This is a genomic window from Variovorax sp. 350MFTsu5.1, from assembly GCF_048302515.1.
In the GTDB taxonomy this organism is placed as follows: Bacteria; Pseudomonadota; Gammaproteobacteria; order Burkholderiales; family Burkholderiaceae_C; genus Variovorax; species Variovorax guangxiensis.
On sequence record NZ_CP157620.1, the window covers coordinates 893,253 to 913,028 of the forward strand.

Consider the following 19,776-nt stretch of genomic DNA (forward strand, 5'->3'; position numbering starts at 1 on the left):
CGCACTACGATTTGCCGCCGAACACATCGGCCATGAGCCCGCCCAGCCACTGCAACCCCGGATCGCCGTCGTGCGTGGCCGCCCACAGCAGCGACACCTCGTAGGCCGGCGACTCGAAGGGCAGCGGGCTCACGGCCAGCCCGAGCTCGTCGCGCCAGGTGGAGGCGGCGAATGTGGGCACGGTGGTGATGGCGGGCATCTGCCGCACGATGAAGGGACTGGTCGCGAAGTTGCGGCTGGAGAAGACGACTTTGCGCGTGTGGCCCTGCTCGCGCAGCAGCTCGTCGACGAGGCCGCTGAGGTCGGCGCTGAACGAGGTCAGCAGATGAGGGTGGCGCAGGTACTCCTGCAGCGTGATGCGCTTGCCGCGCACCTTCACCAGCGCGGGGTTGTAGACGCAGACGAAGTGCCAGCCGAACAGCGCGCGCTGCCGGTGCCATGCGGCGCAGTCGGTGAACACGCCCACCGCCAGTTCGATCTCGGCCGCGTCGAGCATGGCCGGCGCATTGGTGCGCTCGGCTGCGCGCGCCACCAGCCGCACGCCCGGTGCTTCCTCGGCCAGCCGCTGCATCAGCCGCGGCATCAGCGCCACTTCGAGCGCGTCGCTCAGGCCGACGCGGAACACGCGCTCGGCCCTGGCCGGGTCGAACGCCGGCCGCGCATGCAGCGCCTGCTGCAGCGACAGCAGCAGCGGCTCGATGACGCGCGCGAGCTCCAGCGCGCGCGGCGTGGGCGTCATCCCGTGCGAGGTGCGAACGAAGAGCTCGTCACCCAGCGCGGCGCGCAGGCGCTTGAGCGCGCCGCTCAGTGCGGGCTGGCCGATGAACAGGCGCTGCGCCGCGCGCGTGACGCTGCGTTCGTGCAGCAGCGCGTGGAACACCAGCAGCAGGTTCAGGTCGAGCCGCCTGAAATCACTTTCGTTGATGTATTCCATGGATCCAAACGATTTGAATGATAGTGCCGCGCTCCCTAACCTGAGCTTGTCTTTCTTTCATCGGACATTCAAAAAAGGAGTCGTCATGGCTTTGGAACAGCAGCAGACAGTGGTGGTGGTCGGTGGCTCGTCGGGCGTGGGCCTCGAGACCGTGCGGCGCATGGCGGCCTCCGGCGCGCGCGTGATCGCGACCGGCCGCGACAACGGCAAGCTGCAGGAAGCGATAGCCGGCCTGGGCGCGAATGTGAGCGGCCAGGCCTTCGACGCCTGCGACTGCGGCGCGCTCGATGCCTTCTTCGACAAGACCGGCCCCGTCGATCACCTGGTGCTGACGCTCAGCGGCGGCGAGGGCGCGGGCGAATTCGCGAAGCTCGACCTGCAGTCGCTGCGCCGCGGCTTCGAGGCCAAGTTCTGGCCGCAGCTCGAAGCGGCGCAGGCCGGCGCGCGCGTGCTGCGCAAGGGCGGCAGCCTGACCTTCGTGACGGCGATCTCCGCGCGCAACTCGCTGCCCGGCACCTCGGGGCTGGCGGCTATCAACGGCGCCATCGAGGCGATGGTGGGCAGCCTGGCGCGCGAGCTGGCGCCGAGCCGCGTGAATGCGGTGTCGCCGGGCCTGGTCGACACGCCCTGGTGGAACCGCGTGCCCGCCGCGATGAAGGACGACCTGTTCCGCCAGCAGGTCGAGATGCTGCCCGTCGGCCGAGTGGGGCGGCCGCAGGACGTGGCGCATGCGATCCAGTTCCTGATCGAGAACGGCTACACCACGGGGACGGTCGTCGAGTGCGATGGGGGGCTGCGGCTGGTGTGAAGAAGGCACGCATCACGCGTTGCGTCAGCGTCCATAGGAGGACGGCGTCATCGAACGCGTTCGCGTCGGAGCGGCAGGAATTCGCCAGCCGATAGCAATCCGTCGAAATACGCGATCGTCTTGCGCAGGCCATCTCTCAGCTGCACGCCTGGCTGCCAGCCGAACATCTGCGCTGCAGCACTCACATCAGGCCGGCGCTGCGTCGGATCGTCAGGCGGCAGCGGTGCGAAGACCAGCTTCGACGAAGACCCCGTGAGATCGATGATGAGCTGCGCAAGATCGCGCACCGTGACCTCAGCGGGATTGCCGATGTTCACGGGCCCGGGTCCGCCAGGATTGGCCTCCATGAACCTGCCGAGTCCTTCGACAAGATCATCGACAAAGCAGAAACTTCGTGTCTGGAGGCCATTGCCGTAGATGGTGATGGGGTTTCCGCGCAGAGCCTGCACGACGAAGTTCGGCACCACGCGTCCGTCCTCGGGATGCATCCGGGGGCCGTAGGTGTTGAATATCCGAGCCACGCGGATGTCCACGCCGTGCTGCCGGTGGTAGTCGAAGAACAAAGTCTCGGCGCAGCGTTTGCCCTCGTCGTAACAGCTTCGAACGCCAACCGGGTTGACATTGCCCCAATAGCTCTCCGGCTGCGGATGCACGCCGGGATCTCCATACACCTCGCTGGTCGATGCCTGCAGGATGCGTGCGCCCTGTCGCTTGGCGAGGTCCAGCATGTTGAAGGCTCCCAGGACGATGGTCTTGGTGGTGTACACCGGGTCCCGCTGATAGTGAACCGGAGAGGCGGGGCAGGCGAGGTTGTAGATCCGGTCGACTTCAACATCGAGCGGCTGGATCACGTCGTGGCTGATCAGTTCGAAGTGCGGATCACTCAGCAGGTGCTCCACATTGCGACGAGTTCCGGTGAAGAAATTGTCCGCGCACAGTACGTCGTGTCCTAGGGCGAGAAGCTGCTCGCAAAGGTGGCTGCCCAGGAACCCCGCGCCGCCGGTCACCAGAATCCGGTGCTGGTCTCCAGGGGCGCGTGAGGGGCGTTCTTCCAGCATGTTTTTCAGCGGCCGATGGCCTGATAGTCGAAACCCTGCAGCCGGATCTCGGGGTTGTAGAGGTTGCGACCGTCGAAGATCAGCGGTTGCCTGAGCAGCGTCTTCAGCGTGCTGAAGTCCGGGTTCTTGAATGTCTTCCAATCCGTGAGGATCACCAATGCATCGGCGCCGTTCGCCGCCTGCATGGCTTCGTCGGCGTAATCCAGCCGGCGCGCCAGATCGGGCAGTGCCCGCAGGTCGCTCGCAAGCGCCTTGCGAGCTTCGGAAGCGGCGACAGGATCGTGCGCTACCACTTCCGCTCCGCGCGCGAGCAGGCCTTTCACCACGACGCGGCTCGGCGCATCGCGCATGTCGTCGGTGCCGGGCTTGAACGCCAGGCCCCAGACAGCGAAGCGACGCCCTCGCAGATCCTCGCCGAACCGGCGGACTATCTTTTCTATCAGCACCTGCCTCTGCGCGTCGTTAGCCGCGCGCACTGCCTCCAGTACCTGCAAGCGCTGGCCGTGGGTGGCCGCGGTATGCACGAGCGCTTGCACGTCCTTGGGGAAGCAACTGCCACCATAGCCAAGGCCCGCATGCAGGAAGCCGTAGCCTATGCGCGGATCCGAACCGATGCCGCAGCGCACCTGCTCGATGTCGGCGCCTACCTTCTCCGCGAGGTTCGCGAGTTCGTTCATGAAGCTGATGCGGGTGGCAAGCATCGCGTTGGCGGCGTACTTCGTGAACTCTGCCGACTCGACGCTCATGTGGACCATCCGGTCGCGCTGGCGATTGAAGGGGGCATAGAGCCGGGTGATGACCTCGCGGGCCCACCGCCCCGATTCGCCGGGCTCGCTGCCGAGCACGATGCGATCAGGCTGCATGAAGTCTGCGACAGCGGCACCTTGCTTCAGGAACTCGGGATTCGAAACCACAGCAAATGAGAGGCTCGTCGAGCCGCTGTCGGCCTCATGGTTGGCGCTCGAGCGTCGCCGCGAGAGTTCTTCCTCGATGACTGCGCGCAGCCTGCTTGCAGTACCCACGGGGACGGTGGATTTCATCACCACCACCTTGGGCTCCCGCATATGCCGGCCGATGCTGCTTCCCGCGGCGAGCACGTATTGCAGGTCGGCGCTGCCATCTTCACCGGCTGGCGTTCCGGTAGCGATGAAGATCACCTCTCCATGCTGTACGGTACGCGCCGCATCGGTCGTGAAGTCGAGCCGGCCGGCGCGCACGTTGCGCGCCATGAGTTGTGGCAGTCCGTCCTCATGGATCGGAATACCGCCAGCGCGCAGCAATTCCGTCTTGCTTTCGTCGATGTCGAAGCAGAGGACTTCGTTGCCGATTTCCGCAAGGCAACTGCTTGTGGTAAGGCCCACATAGCCGGCACCAAGGACCGAGATCTTCATGAAGCGGGCCGCTGGATGCCGCTGCCCGGCGATAGCCCCGGGCTGCAGAAGCGGAAGCGAAGGAGGTACCAGAGCGCCTTGATTCCATCGCGCCAGTTGATCTTCTTGCCCTCTTCGGAGGTGCGGCCCCGATAACCGATAGGTACTTCGCAGATCTTCCATCGGCGGGCGCGAACGATCTGTGCACTCATCTGAATCTCGCATCCGAAATCGGCGCAGGTGACGTTCAGCGTGTTCTTCACCTCCTTGGTGAACATCTTGTAGCAGACCTCGATGTCGGAAAGCCGCTTCCAATAGAAGAGCGCGAACAGCGTCGAGATGAGCCAGTTCGCTGCTACCTGGGGAACGGAAATGAAGCGTGCGCGCCCGATGCGCCTGCCCTTGAAACGCGATCCATAGACCACTTGCGCGACTTTTCGATTGACGATGAGGTCGTACATGACGGCCCAGTCCGTTGGGTCGTACTCGAGGTCGGCATCCTGGATGACGACGACTTCTCCGGTTGCTGCCCTCAGCCCGGTGTTCAGGCCCGCTCCCTTGCCCTGGTTGCGCTCGTGAAAGAACGCTCGTACGGTGATCGGAGCCGCCGTCGATGCACTTCCAGGGACAAGACTTCCATCTTTCCCCAGTTCCAGGGGCGACGCCTGGCGCCATTCGCCGGGAAAGCAGGCCTTGATCCACTCGCGGGTTCCATCCACGGAGCCATCGTCCACCAGGAGAATTTCCTTCTCCACCGCGGGAAGAACCTTCGAGACGGCAACGAGGACGCTCGGAAGCGTGTGGACCTCGTTCAGGACGGGAATCACGATGGAAAGCATGAAGTTCGAAGTGCGAAGAGTGCCGTGGGTTCGTTGAAGCATGCCAATGCAGTTACCACGGCGGAACAGTGGCCAGCAGCACCAGTCCAATGACCGCGTGGATGTTCCTGTAGACCGTCTGCAGCCGGCGGATGTTCGGATAAGTAAGACCGTCCCGCAAGGTTCGCCAGACAGCACGCAGATGAATGGCGTACGGCACGATAACCAACACCAGCACGCGGGGGACCAGACCGAGCAGTGCGAGTGCGGTCAGCAACATGTAAGCGGCGCTGAACAGGAGCAGGCTGGCAAAGAAGGTTTTTTTCCTGCCGAATGCGACAGCGTTCGTCCGGATGCCATTGCGCAGATCACCATCGTGATCACGGGTCTCGTGAGTCAGATGCCCTGCGGCGAATACGAGTCCGAAGTAGCAGCCGATGGCTGCGCCGTGCAGTGAATTCGAAGACAGCGCGGCGTACCCGAGAAGAAAGTGGAGCGTGCCGCCGCAAAGATGAAGCAGCGAACTCAGCAGCGGCACGCCCTTGCCATGGACTCCCTTCACCGAGTAGATGGCGCTCAGGGCGGCGATGGTCGATGCGATGACCAGTGAACTCCGATTGATAAGTGCAAAGACCAGCAGGCTGAGAGCAAGCAGAACCAGCGCCAGGCCGCCGATCCTGGCGGAATCCTCACCCTTGGCCACATAGGTCCAGGTGGCGCGTGTCGGATCCCTGAGATCGCCTTGTATGCCCGACCAATCGTTGAGCACGAAGACGTGCGCGACCAGCAGGAGATTGCCGAGAACCAGTGCGGCAACCGTGAGCAAGGTCGAGACATTGAAGTCAGTCATTGCAAAGCACGCGCCGATCACCGGCGCTCCCTGCAGGACGCAGACTTCGTCGATGCGGATGCACGACAGCAGGCGCCGCAGCGAAGCGAGGCGTGCCGGTGCGGGCATGGGCTTGACCTCCGGTCGGGTCATCGGCCCGCGGCTCCGGCGGTCTTGTGCAAAGGCTCCGGAAGCAAGCCGACTCCTCGGGTCGCGTAATGGAGCCTCAGCCAGAGTGCGTAACCGACCTCCTGCGACCAGTAGTACCGACGGACCGTGGCAGTCAGGTCGTTGTGATACAGCAGTGGGGGATTGCTGCGCAGCGCTGCGAAATCGTTGGATGCGAGCTTCAGCAAGAGCTGTGTCGCTTCGGCTTGCACTGCCGGGCTTTGCGGCTTGTCGTTCATCTGATTGATGAGCGAAGCCGCACGTACCCACGTTGCCTGGGCAGGATCGGTGGGTTGCAGGCGGGAGGCCGGCAATTCCAATGGGCAGCCTGCGCGGTGCAGGTCCCCGAGCCGCAGCACGGCCATGGGTGGTGCTCCCGAGTAGTAGACCCAGATGCCTGCGTCGTCGGAGCGTCGCATGAGCGCCTGGCACAGCGCGCGAGCTGCCGGCGGATCCTCCTGGGCCAGCATCAGGTACACGTGCATCTGGATGCCGATGTCCGCCGGATTGGGGTCCGAGCCGGGGTCCAGACACTGGAAGTCGGAGCGCTGCGCGAGCCATGTGCGATACAGCCCGTCACTGGTACGGAACTGCTTGATGGCGCGAAGCGCTGCTGTCAGCCGGGTCCGGTCTTCGCCCGGCGCCACGCGCCACGTCAGGGCGGTGTCGTCCGAGTCGGGTGTGATGGCGCATCCGAGCACGCCGATGGTCGGGGCATCGGGCCTGCCGTGATAGCGCACGAGGCCGTCGGCCTCTATCTGGCTGCTGAGATAGCTCCTTGCTCTTGCGAGCATCTCCTGCATCTGAGCTGCGGCAGCGATCGGCGTCGCGATGTCGAGCATGATCGCGTTGAGGTAGGTATTGAGCTCGGGCTCGGGGGAGTCGAAGCGTGCCGCCTTGGTGAATGAAGTCAGCCAGTAGCCTTGCGTCTGCTGCCCCTGAGCAATGCGCTCGACCGCTACCCGGGAGGCATGAGCGAGGAAACGTTCCCGCGGTTCGGCGGTGCTCTCGGCGGGCAACTCGAAGGTGCGTTCGCGCAGAACGCGGACGTCGCCGCCGGCGCGTGCGCGAACCACGGCGGACAGCAGGTGCTTGCCTGGCTGCAGCTGGCTCACGGGAGCGCGCAGCCGCCACCCGGCAGGGCTTTCCACGCCTACCGTCGCCCGTACATCGGGGCGCTCGAAGAAGTGACTCGTTCCCGCCGCTTCGATGCCATCGATCAGCACTGCGACATCATGGGGCGAACTCGAATCCACGAGTGCCCATCCGGCGACGTCGAGTTGCCGTTCCACCCGCTCCCCGTCGACGGGATGGGGGACGACAGCCTCGACAATGTCGATCAGGTCCACATTGCCGCGCATGTCGACGAAAAGATCCGCCGGAGCGCGCGGATGCTTCAACTCGGCGATGAAGGGGGCGTTGCGCAGTTCCCACATGGGTTTCATGCGGCCTTCGTCCTGCCCGGCGAGCATCGCCGCATCGGCGGTACCGGTGTACCAGAAGGCCCCGACGATCTGGATGGCGATGGAAAGAACGCATGTCGCGGCGAACAGTGCGCGTCCGGCCCGCGATATGGCGGCCAGGATGGGAGGGAGCATCCAGATGAGCAATGGAACCATGTCCGAGAGCCACCTCGGCCCCCATGCGATGCCTTGGCGCCAATCGACCACCGCGTAGCCTGCGACCAGTGCCACCATGGCCACGCACAGCGCGATCGTCAGGTCCCGCACGCTGCGGTCCCGGAGTGCATGGACGATCAGGCAAGGCACGAACAACAGGAAGGGCGAGAAGACGAACAGCCCGCGCGTCGGGCTGAATAGCAGGCCGGCAACGCCCTCCGCTACGTTGTCGTTGATGTCCTTGATGTGGACGCTCAGGCCATAGGAGCCCGCCACATGCCCCACCGTTCCCAGGTTGTAGACCAAGGTCAGGATGAAGGGGACGGCGCCCGAAAGGACAAACCATGGCCATCTCTTCCCGGCCCATCGCAGCCCCAGGAGACCTATCGCTGCGGCCAGCAAGGCATCAGGCTGCCGGTTTGCGCCGATCAGCGCGCACAGGAAACCGGCCAGCATCACGCGAGTCAGCGTGCTCGGCCCGGTGATCAGCCACATCGTCGTGATGATGAGGAACTGGGCAAGGCCATGCATCCACAGCGCCTGGCTGCTGATCACCCAGGCCGTGGTACCGAATGCAAAGACGATGCTGAGGGCGGCCGCGGTGCGGGGAGAACTGCGCCTGCGCAGCAGCAGATAGAGAAAGGCCACCGATGTAGCGGTGATCAGGGAGGCGCACAGCTTCTCCATGACACGGGCTATCTTGTCGAAGACGTGCGGATCCCATCCGATGCTCTCGAGATAGCTCACAGCCGGCAGGTAGAGCGGGGAGACGACCACCGGGACGACGAGCGGAAACCTGGAGACGAGCCGTCCGTCGCGTCCTTTCATGATCCAGAACGCCGTGCCGTCGTCAACTTCGGCTTTGGGGAGTGATCGGCCCTGCGCAACGATGCGGGCGACCGGGTCCAGCAATACGCTGTGATTTGTCAGGATCGAGAACGGCAGATACCGTGCCGGGTATGTGTCGCCGGCCGAGATCAGGCGGCCGTTGGAGTTGAAGATCAGGAACGACACGGCCGCCAGCAGCAATGCAATCACGATGTCTCGAAAGGACGATGCGGCCCGCCTCTGCCGTTCTGCATCGCCCTCCGGCCGCCTGGGCACCAATCCGCTCATCGCCATGTTTTCTTCTTGCTGCCAGTTCCGCCCGATAGCGGCGGTTTCATTGCAGGGGGCGGATTATGCAACTGCGTTCCAGGAGTACGGGATTCCTCGGGGTCACCTCAAGAGGTGATTGCGCAGTTCCAATTCATATGGCAAGAGACTCCAACAGAGGGAGATGCCAGCGAAAGACGGGCTGCTGAAGTGGCATCGGGCGATTGGATTCATGTCACATTCAAGTAACATTCTTAGACTCGCCCCCTGATTCCAGTGCCGATCAGACGCAGTTGCTGCCGATGTCCCATGCGACCTGCATCGAGCCCGGGAGGCGCAAAGCACAAAGTGTCCGATGGCCTGCCCCCGCGCGTTTTTCACCGTCTGTTCGAACAACTACCTTCCCATGGCGCGGGTACTGCTCGAAAGCGCTAGGCGGCACCATCCGGAAGCCGCGATCTACTTGTGCCTTGCAGACGAGAAGCTGGTGGATGCCGGGTTCTACCCGGGTATCTGCGAAGTGGTCACGGCCGACGCTCTGGGCATTCCGGACTTCCGCGAATTCGCGTTTCGCTACGACATCATGGAGTTCAACACGGCCGTCAAGCCGTTCATGTTCACGCACCTTGTCGAGCGCGGCCACGAACACATCGTCTACCTTGACCCGGACATTGAAGTATTCGCGCCGCTCGAAGGTGTGTTCGAGCTGCTCGATGCGGGAGCGTCCTTTGTTCTCACGCCGCACCTGACTCAGCCCTCGGAGCAGGAGGCATTCCCGAACGACATTGGAATCATGCGGGCAGGCGTCTACAACCTCGGCTTCCTCGGCGTGGGAGCGTGCGAGGAGGCGGATCGCATTCTTGGGTGGTGGTCCCGGCGCCTCCTGCACGAATGCGTCAACGAGCCAGAGCGCGGCATCTTCGTGGACCAGAAGTTCATGGACCTCGTGCCCGGCTTTGCAGGCGGTGCCCGCATCCTCCGGGATACCGCCTACAACGTAGCGTACTGGAACCTCCAGCAGCGAACGCTCGGCGGCGGCCCCGGCGAATGGCTTGTGGACGGGGCACCACTGCGGTTCTTTCATTTCAGCGGCATCGATCCGACCGATCTCCGGCGCTTGTCCAGGCACACCGATGCATTCCGCGACGAGGCTGTCTCGTCCTTGCTGCTCGCATTGATACGCGGCTACACGCAACGGGTACTGGCCAACGGGCACGGCCGCGTGCCCAAGGCCACCTATGCCTATGGCCGATTCACTTCCGGCACACTGATACCCGACACGGTGCGGCGAATGTTCCGCGAACGGCATTTGCGATGGTCGGGCGGCGACCCGTTCGAAACCTATGAGGAATACCTGCAGCTGCCATGTGCGCAAAGCTGTGCATCGAACTCGGGCTATGTGACACAGCTGATGGCCTATCTGCACCAGCGTGAGCCCTGGCTGCGGTCCACCTTCGATCTGAGCAGACAGGAGGGCGTCGCCGACTACCTCGACTGGTACATCCGCCATGGCCGCAGCGTGCTGATGGATGGGCGCCTGATCGAACCCGTGGCGCTGCGTGCCGGGGTCAAATCTTTCGCCGGCAGGCGTCTGCCGCCGGCAAGGCGCGGGCAGCCGGCGCCGGAGGTCTCCGTGGTCGGCTATCTGCGCCTTGCCCTGGGCGTGGGCGAGGCCGGCCGGCAGGTCCTGCGCGCTTTGCGGCACGCAGGCTTCGACGCTCGCGGCCTGCCCATTCGCCTGAACTCGCTGTCCGCGGCGGTGGACTATTCGCTGGAAGCCTGCCTCGACGAAAGCACCGCTGCGCCGGTACAGATCTTCAATGTGAATGCCGACCAGTTGCCAGCGGTCATAGAGCATCTGGGCTCGTCGGTACGACCGGACGCCTATCGTGCGGTCATGCCGTTCTGGGAGCTCGAGGGCTTTCCTGCGCCGTGGCTTCAGGCATTCGACCTGGTCGACGAGGTCTGGGCGCCGACGCGCTTCATCCAGACCATGCTGGCGCGCAAGCTCGGCAAGCCAGTGCTGCATATGCCTCTGCCACTGGCGTTCGACGCGCCGCCGCCTGTCGGCAGAGCGCGCTTCGGTCTGCCGGAAGACACATTCCTGTTCTTCTTCTCCTTCGACTTTCTTTCATTCATGGAGCGCAAGAACCCGATGGCATTGGTGCGCGCGTTCCGGCAGGCCTTTCGCCGCGATGGTGCGCACCCCAAGGTGGCGCTGGTCATCAAGACGCTCAATGCGGAGGCTGTTGCAGAGCATGGTCGCGCCTTGCGCGAGTCGCTGCGCGACGACCCCGACATCGTGCTGATCGAACGCACCCTGGAGCGCGAAGAAACCTTGCAGCTGATCGCCTGCTGCGATGCCGTGGCCTCATTGCACCGCAGTGAAGGGCTGGGGCTGCTCATCGCCGAAGCGATGGTGCTGGGCAAGCCGGTGATTGCCACGGACTACTCGGCCACGACCGAACTGGTCTCTCGGCATACCGGCTGGCCGGTGGATTTCAAGCTGGTGCCTGTGCCAGAAGGCCACTATCCATTCCACGAGGGGCAGGTCTGGGCGGAGCCGGACGAAGGCCATGCTGCGTGGCAGATGCGCCAGGTGTTCCACCATCGAGACGAAGCCGAGCAGCGTGCCCACGCCGCGCGCGAGCAACTGCGCGCCCGGTTCGGCACTGAAGCCTGCGCGCAAAGGATGCGCCAACGGCTGGACGAAATCTCATCGCCGGTCGTCGCTGCAAGGGAAATCGCTGCATGTTGAACGAGAGCCTCGTGCTCGCCCGCGCTAGCCGTCGCACGATCCCGGGACCGCGGCGGTGGACTCTGATTGGAGACATCGGAGGCATGGGGAGCTATCACGCCGGCGATGAAGCCATGCTCGAGAGCAATGTGAATCTGTTGCGAGCCGTGGCTTCGGATGCTGAACTGTGTGCCGTGTCCGCCGATCCGGCATTTACCGCGGAAACCTACGGCATTCGTGCTCTCCCCCGCCTGGGGTTCGAGAACTGCGCTTCCGAGGAGGAGCGCGAAGAGCTGCTCGCACGGCTCTCGCACAGCCACTGGACAGGGGCCACGCCGCCGGCCTTTTCGGCGCTGCTGGATGCTTCGGATGGCCTGATCATCTCCGGCGGCGGCAACCTCCGAAGCAACTGGCCGGCGTGCATCTACGAACGTCTGGCACTCTGCCGCAGGGCCGTCGCCAACGGCGCACCGGTGATCCTTCTCGGACAGACCCTCGGCCCGGAGCTGACGCCGAGGCATCGAGAGATGGTGTCGGAGATTCTGGATGCCGCCTCATGGATCGGGCTTCGAGAGGCGCCGAGCTTCGAGCTTGCGCTGGAACTTGGTGCACCGTTGGGCCGTCTTTCGTATCAGCTAGATGATGCGCACGATCTCGCGCGCGAGGCTGAAGGCATTGTGCCGCCGTTGCCGTTTCCCGAAAGCGAGTCCTGGATCGGCGTGACCTTTCATCCGCTGGTCGGCCCCGACGGCGACGATGCCGTGCTGGATCAACTGGCAACGCAGCTGGAGCAGGCGGCGCTGCGCACGAAATGCCACTTGGTGTTCATTCCGCATGCCAGGGCTTCCGCCGCGATGGGGGCACCCTGGTCGGACGAGGACATCGGCCGGTCGCTGGCCCGTCGCATGCGCACGGTCACGCTGCATCTTCTGCCGGTGCTGCCCGCCAGCCACGTCGCGCGGTTGACTGCGCAGGCGCAGCTGATCGTGAGCTCTCGTTATCACCCCCTCGTCTTCGGTCTTGCGGGTGGTGTCCCGTGCATGGGCGTCTGGGTCGACGAGTACACCCGCACGAAGCTGCAGGGTGCATTGGATCACTTCGAGTGCGCTGATGCCGCGTGCGGCATCAGCGAGGTCCTGCAGGGACAACTCACCTCCCGGCTGATCGACCTGTGGAGGCGCCGCGCTGAAAGCCGCGCAGCCATCGAAGCGCACGCTCGACTCAATGTCGATGAAGAGCAACTGCGCCGACAGGCATTGGCCCGGTTGATCACCTCGGGTGTGGCGGTGCCGCCGCCTCGTCCGGCCCGCCTCGCACGGGCAAGAGCCGCCGCTGCGCCGACGCAATCTGCCGCGCACTCCGGCCGAGCATCCAGCAGCAACCCTCCCTCCGTTGTCGAGGACGAAAGAAACCGAATGATGCTGACCGAAGCCGACTGGCAGAAATTCTGGCGCGATGGCTACCTGCATCTGGGGCAGGTGCTCGATGCGCAGCAGGTTCAGGCCTTGCAGGAGCGTGCGGATGCGCTGGCACTTGGCCACGTCGTCAACCCGGCGATCCAGATGCAGCACGACACTGGTGGCGAGTACGAAGCCTTGCCGGACGCAGTGGCTCGCTTCGACCATGGCACGCATCTCTATCGCAAGATCCAGGGACTGGAATCCGATGATCTGTTCGCCGCACTGATCGACCGGCCGCTGTTCCGCGAGATCTGTGCACAGATGTACGGCCGGCACGCCGCCGTGTCGATCTTCCGCGCCATGATCATGAACAAACCCGCGGGCCAGGGAACTCACTTGCCCTGGCACCAGGACGGCGGAACGGTGTGGCAACTCGACCGCGACCCCCTGGTGACGATCTGGGTGGCGCTGGATGCGGCGACGCAAGCCAATGGCTGCATGCACGCCATCCCGGGGTCTCATCGGCTTGGCCTCCTGAGCCTGCAGGGCAGCACGCTGACCGATGCGCAGGCGCAGCGGCATTGCCCTCCTGAAGCGGTGATGCCGCTCGAGGTTCCCTCGGGACACGCAGTACTTCTGCACAACTGGCTGATCCACCGTTCCGGCATCAATCCCTCGCCCGTGCCGCGGCGCGCGTTCACGATGTGCTGCATGGATGCACGAACGCGAGGCATCCTCACCGGAAATCGTTTTCCGGTCGTCTACGGCGAACTTGATGCGACGCCGGACCCTTTCGTGCAGCAGATGCGCGTGGAGCAGGCTGCCCAGACGGAAAAGGCCAACGAGGCCGAGAAATACGCCTTGAGCCTGAGCGATGCGCATGATCGGCTGCAAGGGTCGCTCAACGAAGCGACCATTTATGCCAGGAGCCTCGAAGCGGAAGTGACCAAACTGCGCCAGGGTGATTCGCGCGAGGAAAATAGGCGACTGGTCGCCGCGACAACCCAGATGCGATCGGAAATCCTGACGCTCAATCGGGCGTTGGGTGAAACGAAAGAGCAGCTGCAAGGGCTGCATATGCGCGCGTCGCATCTCGCGTCGACCATTGAAGCCATCCACGCATCGAACTCCTGGCGGATCACCCGTCCGCTTCGTAGCCTTGTCGACGCATTGCGTGGGCGCAGGCGCTGACTGGCCGGAACTCGACCCACTCCAGCTGGGATGAGTGAGGTGGCCGCGCGGTGCCTGCCTCGAATGACGATCCTCCGAATCGAGCGGATTGGCTTTGGCTTGACAGTCCTTTTGGCGAACTGCGCGTCGGCACATCAGCTCGCACAACGAAATGTTTTGTTGAAAAAGCGGCGGCAGATACAGAGCGATACGCTGGACCGGGTGAATGGCGGTTCGAGGGGCGACATTGGAACCTGTCAGCCCTTCCACCACCCTCAGTCACTCAGGAAATCCAATGACATCGTCGTTCCAACTGCCCCGCAGAAGCTTTCTCGCCGCAACGGCCCTCGGTGCCGCGGCCGCGCAGCTCGCAGCGCTCACGCCGGCCTTCGCGCAGGCGGCCACAGGCTCGTCTTCCAGGCGCCTCGAGCCGCTCAAGAGCATCGATGCCGGCACGCTCAGCATCGGCTACTACGAGGCGGGTCCGGCCGACGGCGCGCCGGTGATCCTGCTGCATGGCTGGCCCTACGACATCCACATGTTCGTCGACGTGGCTCCGGCGCTCGCGGCGGCGGGCTTCCGGGTCATCGTGCCGTACCTGCGCGGCTACGGCACCACGCGCTTCCTGTCGGCGGACACGCCGCGCAACGGGCAGCAGTCGGTGGTCGCGGTGGACATCATCGCGCTGATGGACGCGCTGAAGATCCAGGTCGCCACCGTCGCCGGCTGCGACTGGGGCGCGCGCACGGCCTGCATCATGGCCGCGCTGTGGCCGCAGCGCGTGAAGGCGCTGGTGTCGGTGAGCGGCTACCTGATCGGCAGCCAGGAGGCCGGCAAGGTGCCGCTGCCGCCGCAGGCCGAGCTGCAGTGGTGGTACCAGTACTACTTCGCGACCGAGCGCGGCCGCGCGGGCTACGAGAAGAACCGCCACGACTTCGCCAGGCTGATCTGGCAGACGGCGTCGCCCAAGTGGAACTTCGACGCGGCCACCTTCGAACGCAGCGCCGTGGCGCTGGACAACCCCGACCACGTGGCGATCACGGTCCACAACTATCGCTGGCGACTCGGCCTCGTCGAAGGCGAGGCGAAGTACCAGGCGCTGGAGGACCGCCTCGCCAAGGCGCCGGTGATCGGCGTGCCCACCATCACGCTCGAAGGCGACGCCAACGGCGCGCCGCATCCGGAACCCAGCGCCTATGCGAAGAAGTTCTCGGGGCGCTACGAGCATCGGCTGGTCAGCGGCGGCATCGGCCACAACCTGCCGCAGGAAGCGCCCGAGGCCTTCACGAAGGCCGTGATCGATGCCGCGCGAGGCTGATGAAGCCTGGAGCTCAGGAGCAATCGCCATGTGGAACATCCATCAGGCCTACATCGACGGCGCCTTCGTGCCCGTGCAGGGCAGCGAGCGGCTGGAGATCGTCAGCCCGGCCACCGGCCAGCCTATCGGCACCGTGACGCTGGCGAACCGCGACGACGCGAAGCGCGCGATCGAAGCCGCGAGCCGGGCGCTGCCAGTGTTGGCGGCCAGTACCAAGGCGCAGCGCATCGACATGCTCAGGCGCCTCGAAGCCGCCGTGCTCGCGCGCACCGAGCAGATCTGCGAAGCCACCATCGAGGAGTACGGCGGCCCGCTGGCGCGCTCGCGCTGGGTCAGCAACTACGCCTCGCAATGCTTTGCCGACACGGCGCGGATGCTGGAGGGCTACGAGTTCGAGCGCCGCATGGGCGACGCCATCGTGCGCATGGAGCCGGTCGGGGTGGCCGGCCTCATCGCGCCCTGGAACAGCACCGCCGGGAGCATCTGCAGCAAGCTGGCCTCGGCCGTCGCCGCGGGCTGCGCATCGGTGATCAAGCCCAGCGAGTTCAGTGCGCTGCAGGCACAGGTCGTGACCGAGGCGCTGCACGAGGCCGGCCTGCCGGCGGGCGCGGTCAACGTGCTGCTCGGGCGCGGCGGCGACGTGGGCGACGAGATCGCCACCCATCCGGCCATCGCCAAGATTTCGTTCACCGGCTCCACGGCCACCGGCAAGCTCATCGCACGCGCGGGCCTGGACACGCTCAAGCGCGTGAGCCTCGCGCTCTCGGGCAAGTCGGCCACCGTGGTGCTGGACGATGCCGACCTGCCGGCGGTGCTGCCCATGGCGCTGGGCGCGGCCTTCATGAACAACGGCCAGGCCTGCGTGGCGGGTACGCGCCTGCTGATTCCGAACGCGCAGATGGCGCAGGCCATCGAGATCCTGCGCGCGGCGGCTGCGGCCATGCGCGTGGGCGATCCGCGCGACCCCGCCACCGCGGTCGGGCCGCTGGCGAGCAAGGCGCAGTTCGAGCGGGTGCAGCGCTACATCCGCCGCGGGCTCGAACAGGGTGCGACGCTCGTGGCCGGCGGCGAGGGCCGCCCGGATGGCTTCGACAAGGGCTGGTTCGTGCGTCCCACCGTGTTCGCGAACGTGCGCAACGACATGGACATCGCGCGCGAGGAGATCTTCGGGCCGGTGCTCTCGGTGATCGGCTACGACGGCGAGGACGAAGCGGTGGAGATCGCCAACGACTCGCCGTACGGCCTGCAGGCGTATGTCTTCTCGTCGCAGCCGCACCGCGCGCTGGATGTGGCTTCTCGGCTGCGCGCCGGCACGGTGCTGGTCAACCGCGTCACGCCCGAACTCAGCGCGCCGTTCGGCGGCGTGAAGCAGTCGGGCATCGGCAGGGAATTCGGGCTCTTCGGCATGGAGGCCTTCCTGGAGCCGAAGACGGTGGCTGTCGCGCAGCCGGGCTGAAGCTGGGCGGGGCCGGCAAGGAGGGGTGGGGCAGGCGCTATCCTGCCTCATGCTTTCTACAGAATCCGCTTCCGCCGCCTTGGACGCCGGCAGGAGGCAATCGGGGGCCTGGGCGCGGCTCTTCTGCGTCCTGATCTTGCTGTGCATCGCGCTGGGCTCATGCCCGGCGTTCGCGCAGACGAAGACGACCCTGGTGCCCGTGCCGCCGATGAAGACGCGCGTGGTCGATCTCACGAACACGCTGGGCGCGCAAGAGGCCGATGCGCTGCGCCAGGAGATTTCGGAGCTCGAGAGCAGCACGCAGGCGCAGCTCGCGGTGCTGATCGTGCCGACGACCGGCCGGGAGGCGATCGAACAGTACGCCACGCGCGTGTTCGCGAACTGGAAGCTGGGCCGCAAGGACGAGGACGACGGCGTGCTGGTGCTCGTCGCGCTGAAGGACCGCAGGATGCGCATCGAGGTCGGCAAGGGCCTCGAGGGCGCGATCACCGACATCCAGGCCGCCGCGATCATCGACCGTGAGATGGCGCCGCGCTTTCGCAGCGGCGACTACGCGGGCGGCGTGCAGGCCGCGGTGCGTGCGCTGTCGCAGCTGATCGGCGCGCCGGCGGCGGCGCAGTCCTGGCCCGACACGCTCGCGTCGGATACAGCGTCCGCGCCGCCGCCGGTGGATGAAGAGGCCGTGCGCGAGCCGACGTCATCCGGCGGAGGCCTCACGAGCGAAGGAAAGGCCTTCCTCGGCGTCATGCTGTGGAGCATCGGCGTGGGGGCGTGGCATGGCCTCGGCGCGGGGCCGCTCGTCGCCACGCGCCGCCGCAGCTCGCGGCAATCCTCGCGCGGCAAGCGTTCGGGCAAGCGAGGGCGGCGCCTGCAGCGGCCAGAGCCCTGGGCCGAGGCGCTGCAGGAGATCGAGCCCGAAGCCCCCCGAAAGCCGCGCGACTGGCGGCTCGTGCTCGGCCTCGTCGGCGCGGGTCCGCTGGGCGGGGCGGCCGTGCTGCTGAATCCCTTCATGGCGTGGGTCCTCGCCATTCCCGCGCTCTTCCTCTATGGCCTCGGCTACCTGTGCGGGCGCGTGAAGGAAGTTGCCTATGTGCTGGGCAGCATCGCCGCGGTGATCGCCACGCTGGTGTGCGTCGCCTTCGTGGTCGGGGCCGAGGCTTTCTGGCCAGGCTTTCTTTGGGCGCTGGCGCTCGGCGGCGCGGGCCTGCTGCTCACGGTCATCGCCTTTGGCATCCGCAACACCTGGCGGGACGGCAGCGTGCTCGGGTTCGTGGTTCGCTGGATCGTCGTGCTGGGCGCGGTGGCCGCGGCGGTGGTGATCACCAAGCCCGGACCGTTCTACGACGAGACGTGGATCCCGGTGGCCGTTGTGAGCGTCCTCGCGCTGCTGTTCATGTTCGTGTTCCCGATCTTCGGTTCGGGCAGCAGCGATGGCGACAACTCCGACAGCGGCTGGAGCAGCGGCTCGTCGAGCAGTTCTTCGAGCAGCAGTAGCAGTTCTTCGGACAGCTCCTCGTCCGGCGGTGGCGGCTCCAGCAGCGGAGGCGGGGCCTCCGGCAGCTGGTAGCCGCCCGGGCTCAGACCACCGGCACGCGCCGCGCGTCGGCCGGGTTTACGTTGCGCCTGTAAAGCACCAGCGTCGCGATCAGCCCGCAGACGGCGGCAGCCGTCATCCACAGACCCGGCGCGCCCTTGTCGCCGGTCATCTCGATCAGCCCCGTGGCGATGGCCGGCGTGAAGCCGCCGAAGAGCGCGGTGGCCAGGCTGTAGGCCAGCGAGAAGCCGGCGGTACGCACGCTCACGGGCATCACTTCGGTGAGCGCGACCACCATCGCGCCGTTGTAGCTGGCGTAGAGGAAGGAAAGCCACAGCTCGACCGCGAGCATGCGCGCGAAGCTGGGCTCGCCGACCAGCCACTTGAGCGCCGGGTAGGCCGTGAGGATGGTCAGCACCGTGAACAGGATCAGCAGCGGCTTGCGGCCCACGCGGTCGGACAGCGCGCCCATGACCGGCAGCCAGATGAAGTTGGAGATGGCCACGCACAGCGTGACGATCAGCGCGTCGGTGGTGCTCAGGTGCAGCACGGCCTTGCCGAAGGTGGGGGTGTAGACGGTGATCAGGTAGAACGACACGGTGGTCATCGACACCAGCATCATCCCGGCGATGACCAGGCCCCAGTTGGCGACCATCGAGCGGAAGATCTCGCGCGCGTCGGGGCGGTGCTTGCGCGCCATGAACTCCTCGGTCTCCTGCAGCGAGCGGCGGATGATGAACAGCACCGGCACGATCAGGCAGCCCACGAAGAAGGGAATGCGCCAGTAGAAGTCGCCGATCTCCTGCGGCGTGAAGGTCACGTTGAGCCAGTAGCCCAGCGCGGCCGCCACGACGATGGCCACCTGCTGGCTGGCCGACTGCCAGCTCACGTAGAAGCCCTTGTGGCCCGGCGTCGCCATCTCCGACAGATACACCGACACGCCGCCGAGCTCCACGCCGGCCGAGAAGCCCTGCAGCAGCCGCCCGATCAGCACCAGCACCGGGGCCGCGAGGCCGATGGTCGCGTAGGCCGGCACGCAGGCGATCAGCAGCGTGCCCAGCGCCATCAGCGCGAGCGTGACGATCAGGCCCTGGCGGCGGCCCACGCGGTCGACGTAGGCGCCCAGGAAGATCGCGCCCAGCGGCCGCATCAGGAAGCCGGCGCCGAAGGTCATGAAGGTCAGCATCAGCGAGGCGAACTCGTTGCCGGCCGGGAAGAAGGCCTTCGAGATCTGCGTGGCGTAGAAGCCGAACAGGAAGAAGTCGAACATCTCCATGAAGTTGCCGCCCGTCACGCGCAGGACGGTGGCGAACTTGGAGGAGGAAGCGGTGGAGGCGCGGGCAGCGTTGCCCTTTTGCGCGGCGCTGGGCGCAGGATTCATCTTGTTGTCCCCTTGGGCAGTACTGGCGATGTGCTCGCCCAAGGGTAGTAGCGGCTCCCCGACCGCTACCTGACTGCGGCG

The 19,776-nt window shown here is 65.6% G+C and carries 13 protein-coding genes; 6 read left to right on the forward strand and 7 right to left on the reverse strand.

Features of this window, described 5'->3' with window-relative positions:
- Nucleotides 1-4: 4 nt before the first annotated feature.
- A complete protein-coding gene (locus ABL843_RS03820) occupies nt 5-934 on the reverse strand; it encodes a LysR family transcriptional regulator (RefSeq protein ID WP_418119021.1) in 930 nt (309 codons plus the stop codon).
- A gap of 85 nt (nt 935-1,019) precedes the next feature.
- Between ABL843_RS03820 and ABL843_RS03825 the strand changes: the two genes are divergently transcribed.
- Nucleotides 1,020-1,742, forward strand: a complete 723-nt coding sequence (locus tag ABL843_RS03825; RefSeq protein ID WP_418119022.1) for an SDR family oxidoreductase — start codon at nt 1,020-1,022, stop codon at nt 1,740-1,742.
- 47 nt (nt 1,743-1,789) lie between these two features.
- On the opposite strand, the gene ABL843_RS03830 is transcribed toward ABL843_RS03825, so the two are convergent.
- Genes ABL843_RS03830 through ABL843_RS03850 form a run of 5 tightly spaced genes read right to left on the reverse strand, consistent with a single transcriptional unit; the run spans nt 1,790 to nt 8,726 of the window.
- Entirely contained in the window at nt 1,790-2,800 is a 1,011-nt protein-coding gene (locus ABL843_RS03830) for a UDP-glucuronic acid decarboxylase family protein (RefSeq protein WP_418119023.1), read from the reverse strand.
- A 5-nt stretch (nt 2,801-2,805) separates the two neighbouring features.
- A complete protein-coding gene (locus ABL843_RS03835) occupies nt 2,806-4,191 on the reverse strand; it encodes a UDP-glucose dehydrogenase family protein (RefSeq protein WP_418119024.1) in 1,386 nt (461 codons plus the stop codon).
- Nucleotides 4,188-5,009: a glycosyltransferase family 2 protein gene (locus ABL843_RS03840; RefSeq protein ID WP_418119025.1), complete on the reverse strand. Its 822-nt coding sequence runs from the start codon at nt 5,007-5,009 to the stop codon at nt 4,188-4,190. Before ABL843_RS03840 ends, ABL843_RS03835 begins: the two co-directional genes overlap by 4 nt.
- Nucleotides 5,010-5,061: 52 nt before the next feature.
- Nucleotides 5,062-5,946 carry a UbiA family prenyltransferase gene (locus ABL843_RS03845; protein WP_418119026.1) on the reverse strand — a complete coding sequence of 295 codons (885 nt, stop codon included), beginning with the start codon at nt 5,944-5,946 and terminating at the stop codon, nt 5,062-5,064.
- Between the two features lie 20 nt (nt 5,947-5,966).
- The gene (locus tag ABL843_RS03850; RefSeq protein WP_418119027.1) at nt 5,967-8,726 is read right to left on the reverse strand and encodes a hypothetical protein; all 2,760 of its coding nucleotides are present in this window, start codon (nt 8,724-8,726) and stop codon (nt 5,967-5,969) included.
- Nucleotides 8,727-9,054: 328 nt separating this feature from the next.
- Between ABL843_RS03850 and ABL843_RS03855 the strand changes: the two genes are divergently transcribed.
- From ABL843_RS03855 to ABL843_RS03875, 5 genes are all read left to right on the forward strand, one after another.
- On the forward strand, nt 9,055-11,457 hold the full coding sequence (locus ABL843_RS03855) for a glycosyltransferase (RefSeq protein WP_418119028.1): 2,403 nt from the start codon (nt 9,055-9,057) through the stop codon (nt 11,455-11,457).
- An 83-nt stretch (nt 11,458-11,540) separates the two neighbouring features.
- The gene (locus ABL843_RS03860; protein WP_418119029.1) at nt 11,541-14,027 is read left to right on the forward strand and encodes a phytanoyl-CoA dioxygenase family protein; all 2,487 of its coding nucleotides are present in this window, start codon (nt 11,541-11,543) and stop codon (nt 14,025-14,027) included.
- A 274-nt stretch (nt 14,028-14,301) separates the two neighbouring features.
- Complete coding sequence (locus tag ABL843_RS03865) at nt 14,302-15,324, forward strand: alpha/beta fold hydrolase (RefSeq protein ID WP_418119030.1); 1,023 nt, start codon at nt 14,302-14,304, stop codon at nt 15,322-15,324.
- Between the two features lie 28 nt (nt 15,325-15,352).
- Nucleotides 15,353-16,780 (forward strand): aldehyde dehydrogenase family protein, encoded by a 1,428-nt coding sequence (locus ABL843_RS03870; protein WP_418119031.1) that lies wholly within the window; start codon nt 15,353-15,355, stop codon nt 16,778-16,780.
- A 79-nt stretch (nt 16,781-16,859) separates the two neighbouring features.
- Complete coding sequence (locus ABL843_RS03875) at nt 16,860-18,347, forward strand: TPM domain-containing protein (RefSeq protein ID WP_418119032.1); 1,488 nt, start codon at nt 16,860-16,862, stop codon at nt 18,345-18,347.
- Between the two features lie 10 nt (nt 18,348-18,357).
- Here ABL843_RS03875 and ABL843_RS03880 read toward each other — a convergent pair whose 3' ends face one another.
- On the reverse strand, nt 18,358-19,695 hold the full coding sequence (locus ABL843_RS03880; protein WP_418119033.1) for an MFS transporter: 1,338 nt from the start codon (nt 19,693-19,695) through the stop codon (nt 18,358-18,360).
- Between the last annotated feature and the right edge of the window lie 81 nt (nt 19,696-19,776).

Excerpts from the sequence above, each read along its gene's own strand:
- ABL843_RS03820 (WP_418119021.1), bottom strand. The coding sequence starts at position 934 with ATGGAATACATCAACGAAAGTGATTTCAGGCGGCTCGACCTGAACCTG.
- ABL843_RS03835 (WP_418119024.1), bottom strand. The coding sequence starts at position 4,191 with ATGAAGATCTCGGTCCTTGGTGCCGGCTATGTGGGCCTTACCACAAGC.
- ABL843_RS03825 (WP_418119022.1), top strand. The coding sequence starts at position 1,020 with ATGGCTTTGGAACAGCAGCAGACAGTGGTGGTGGTCGGTGGCTCGTCG.
- ABL843_RS03830 (WP_418119023.1), bottom strand. The coding sequence starts at position 2,800 with ATGCTGGAAGAACGCCCCTCACGCGCCCCTGGAGACCAGCACCGGATT.
- ABL843_RS03880 (WP_418119033.1), bottom strand. The coding sequence starts at position 19,695 with ATGAATCCTGCGCCCAGCGCCGCGCAAAAGGGCAACGCTGCCCGCGCC.
- ABL843_RS03850 (WP_418119027.1), bottom strand. The coding sequence starts at position 8,726 with ATGGCGATGAGCGGATTGGTGCCCAGGCGGCCGGAGGGCGATGCAGAA.
- ABL843_RS03845 (WP_418119026.1), bottom strand. The coding sequence starts at position 5,946 with ATGCCCGCACCGGCACGCCTCGCTTCGCTGCGGCGCCTGCTGTCGTGC.
- ABL843_RS03870 (WP_418119031.1), top strand. The coding sequence starts at position 15,353 with ATGTGGAACATCCATCAGGCCTACATCGACGGCGCCTTCGTGCCCGTG.
- ABL843_RS03855 (WP_418119028.1), top strand. The coding sequence starts at position 9,055 with ATGGCCTGCCCCCGCGCGTTTTTCACCGTCTGTTCGAACAACTACCTT.
- ABL843_RS03860 (WP_418119029.1), top strand. The coding sequence starts at position 11,541 with ATGGGGAGCTATCACGCCGGCGATGAAGCCATGCTCGAGAGCAATGTG.
- ABL843_RS03840 (WP_418119025.1), bottom strand. The coding sequence starts at position 5,009 with ATGCTTTCCATCGTGATTCCCGTCCTGAACGAGGTCCACACGCTTCCG.
- ABL843_RS03865 (WP_418119030.1), top strand. The coding sequence starts at position 14,302 with ATGACATCGTCGTTCCAACTGCCCCGCAGAAGCTTTCTCGCCGCAACG.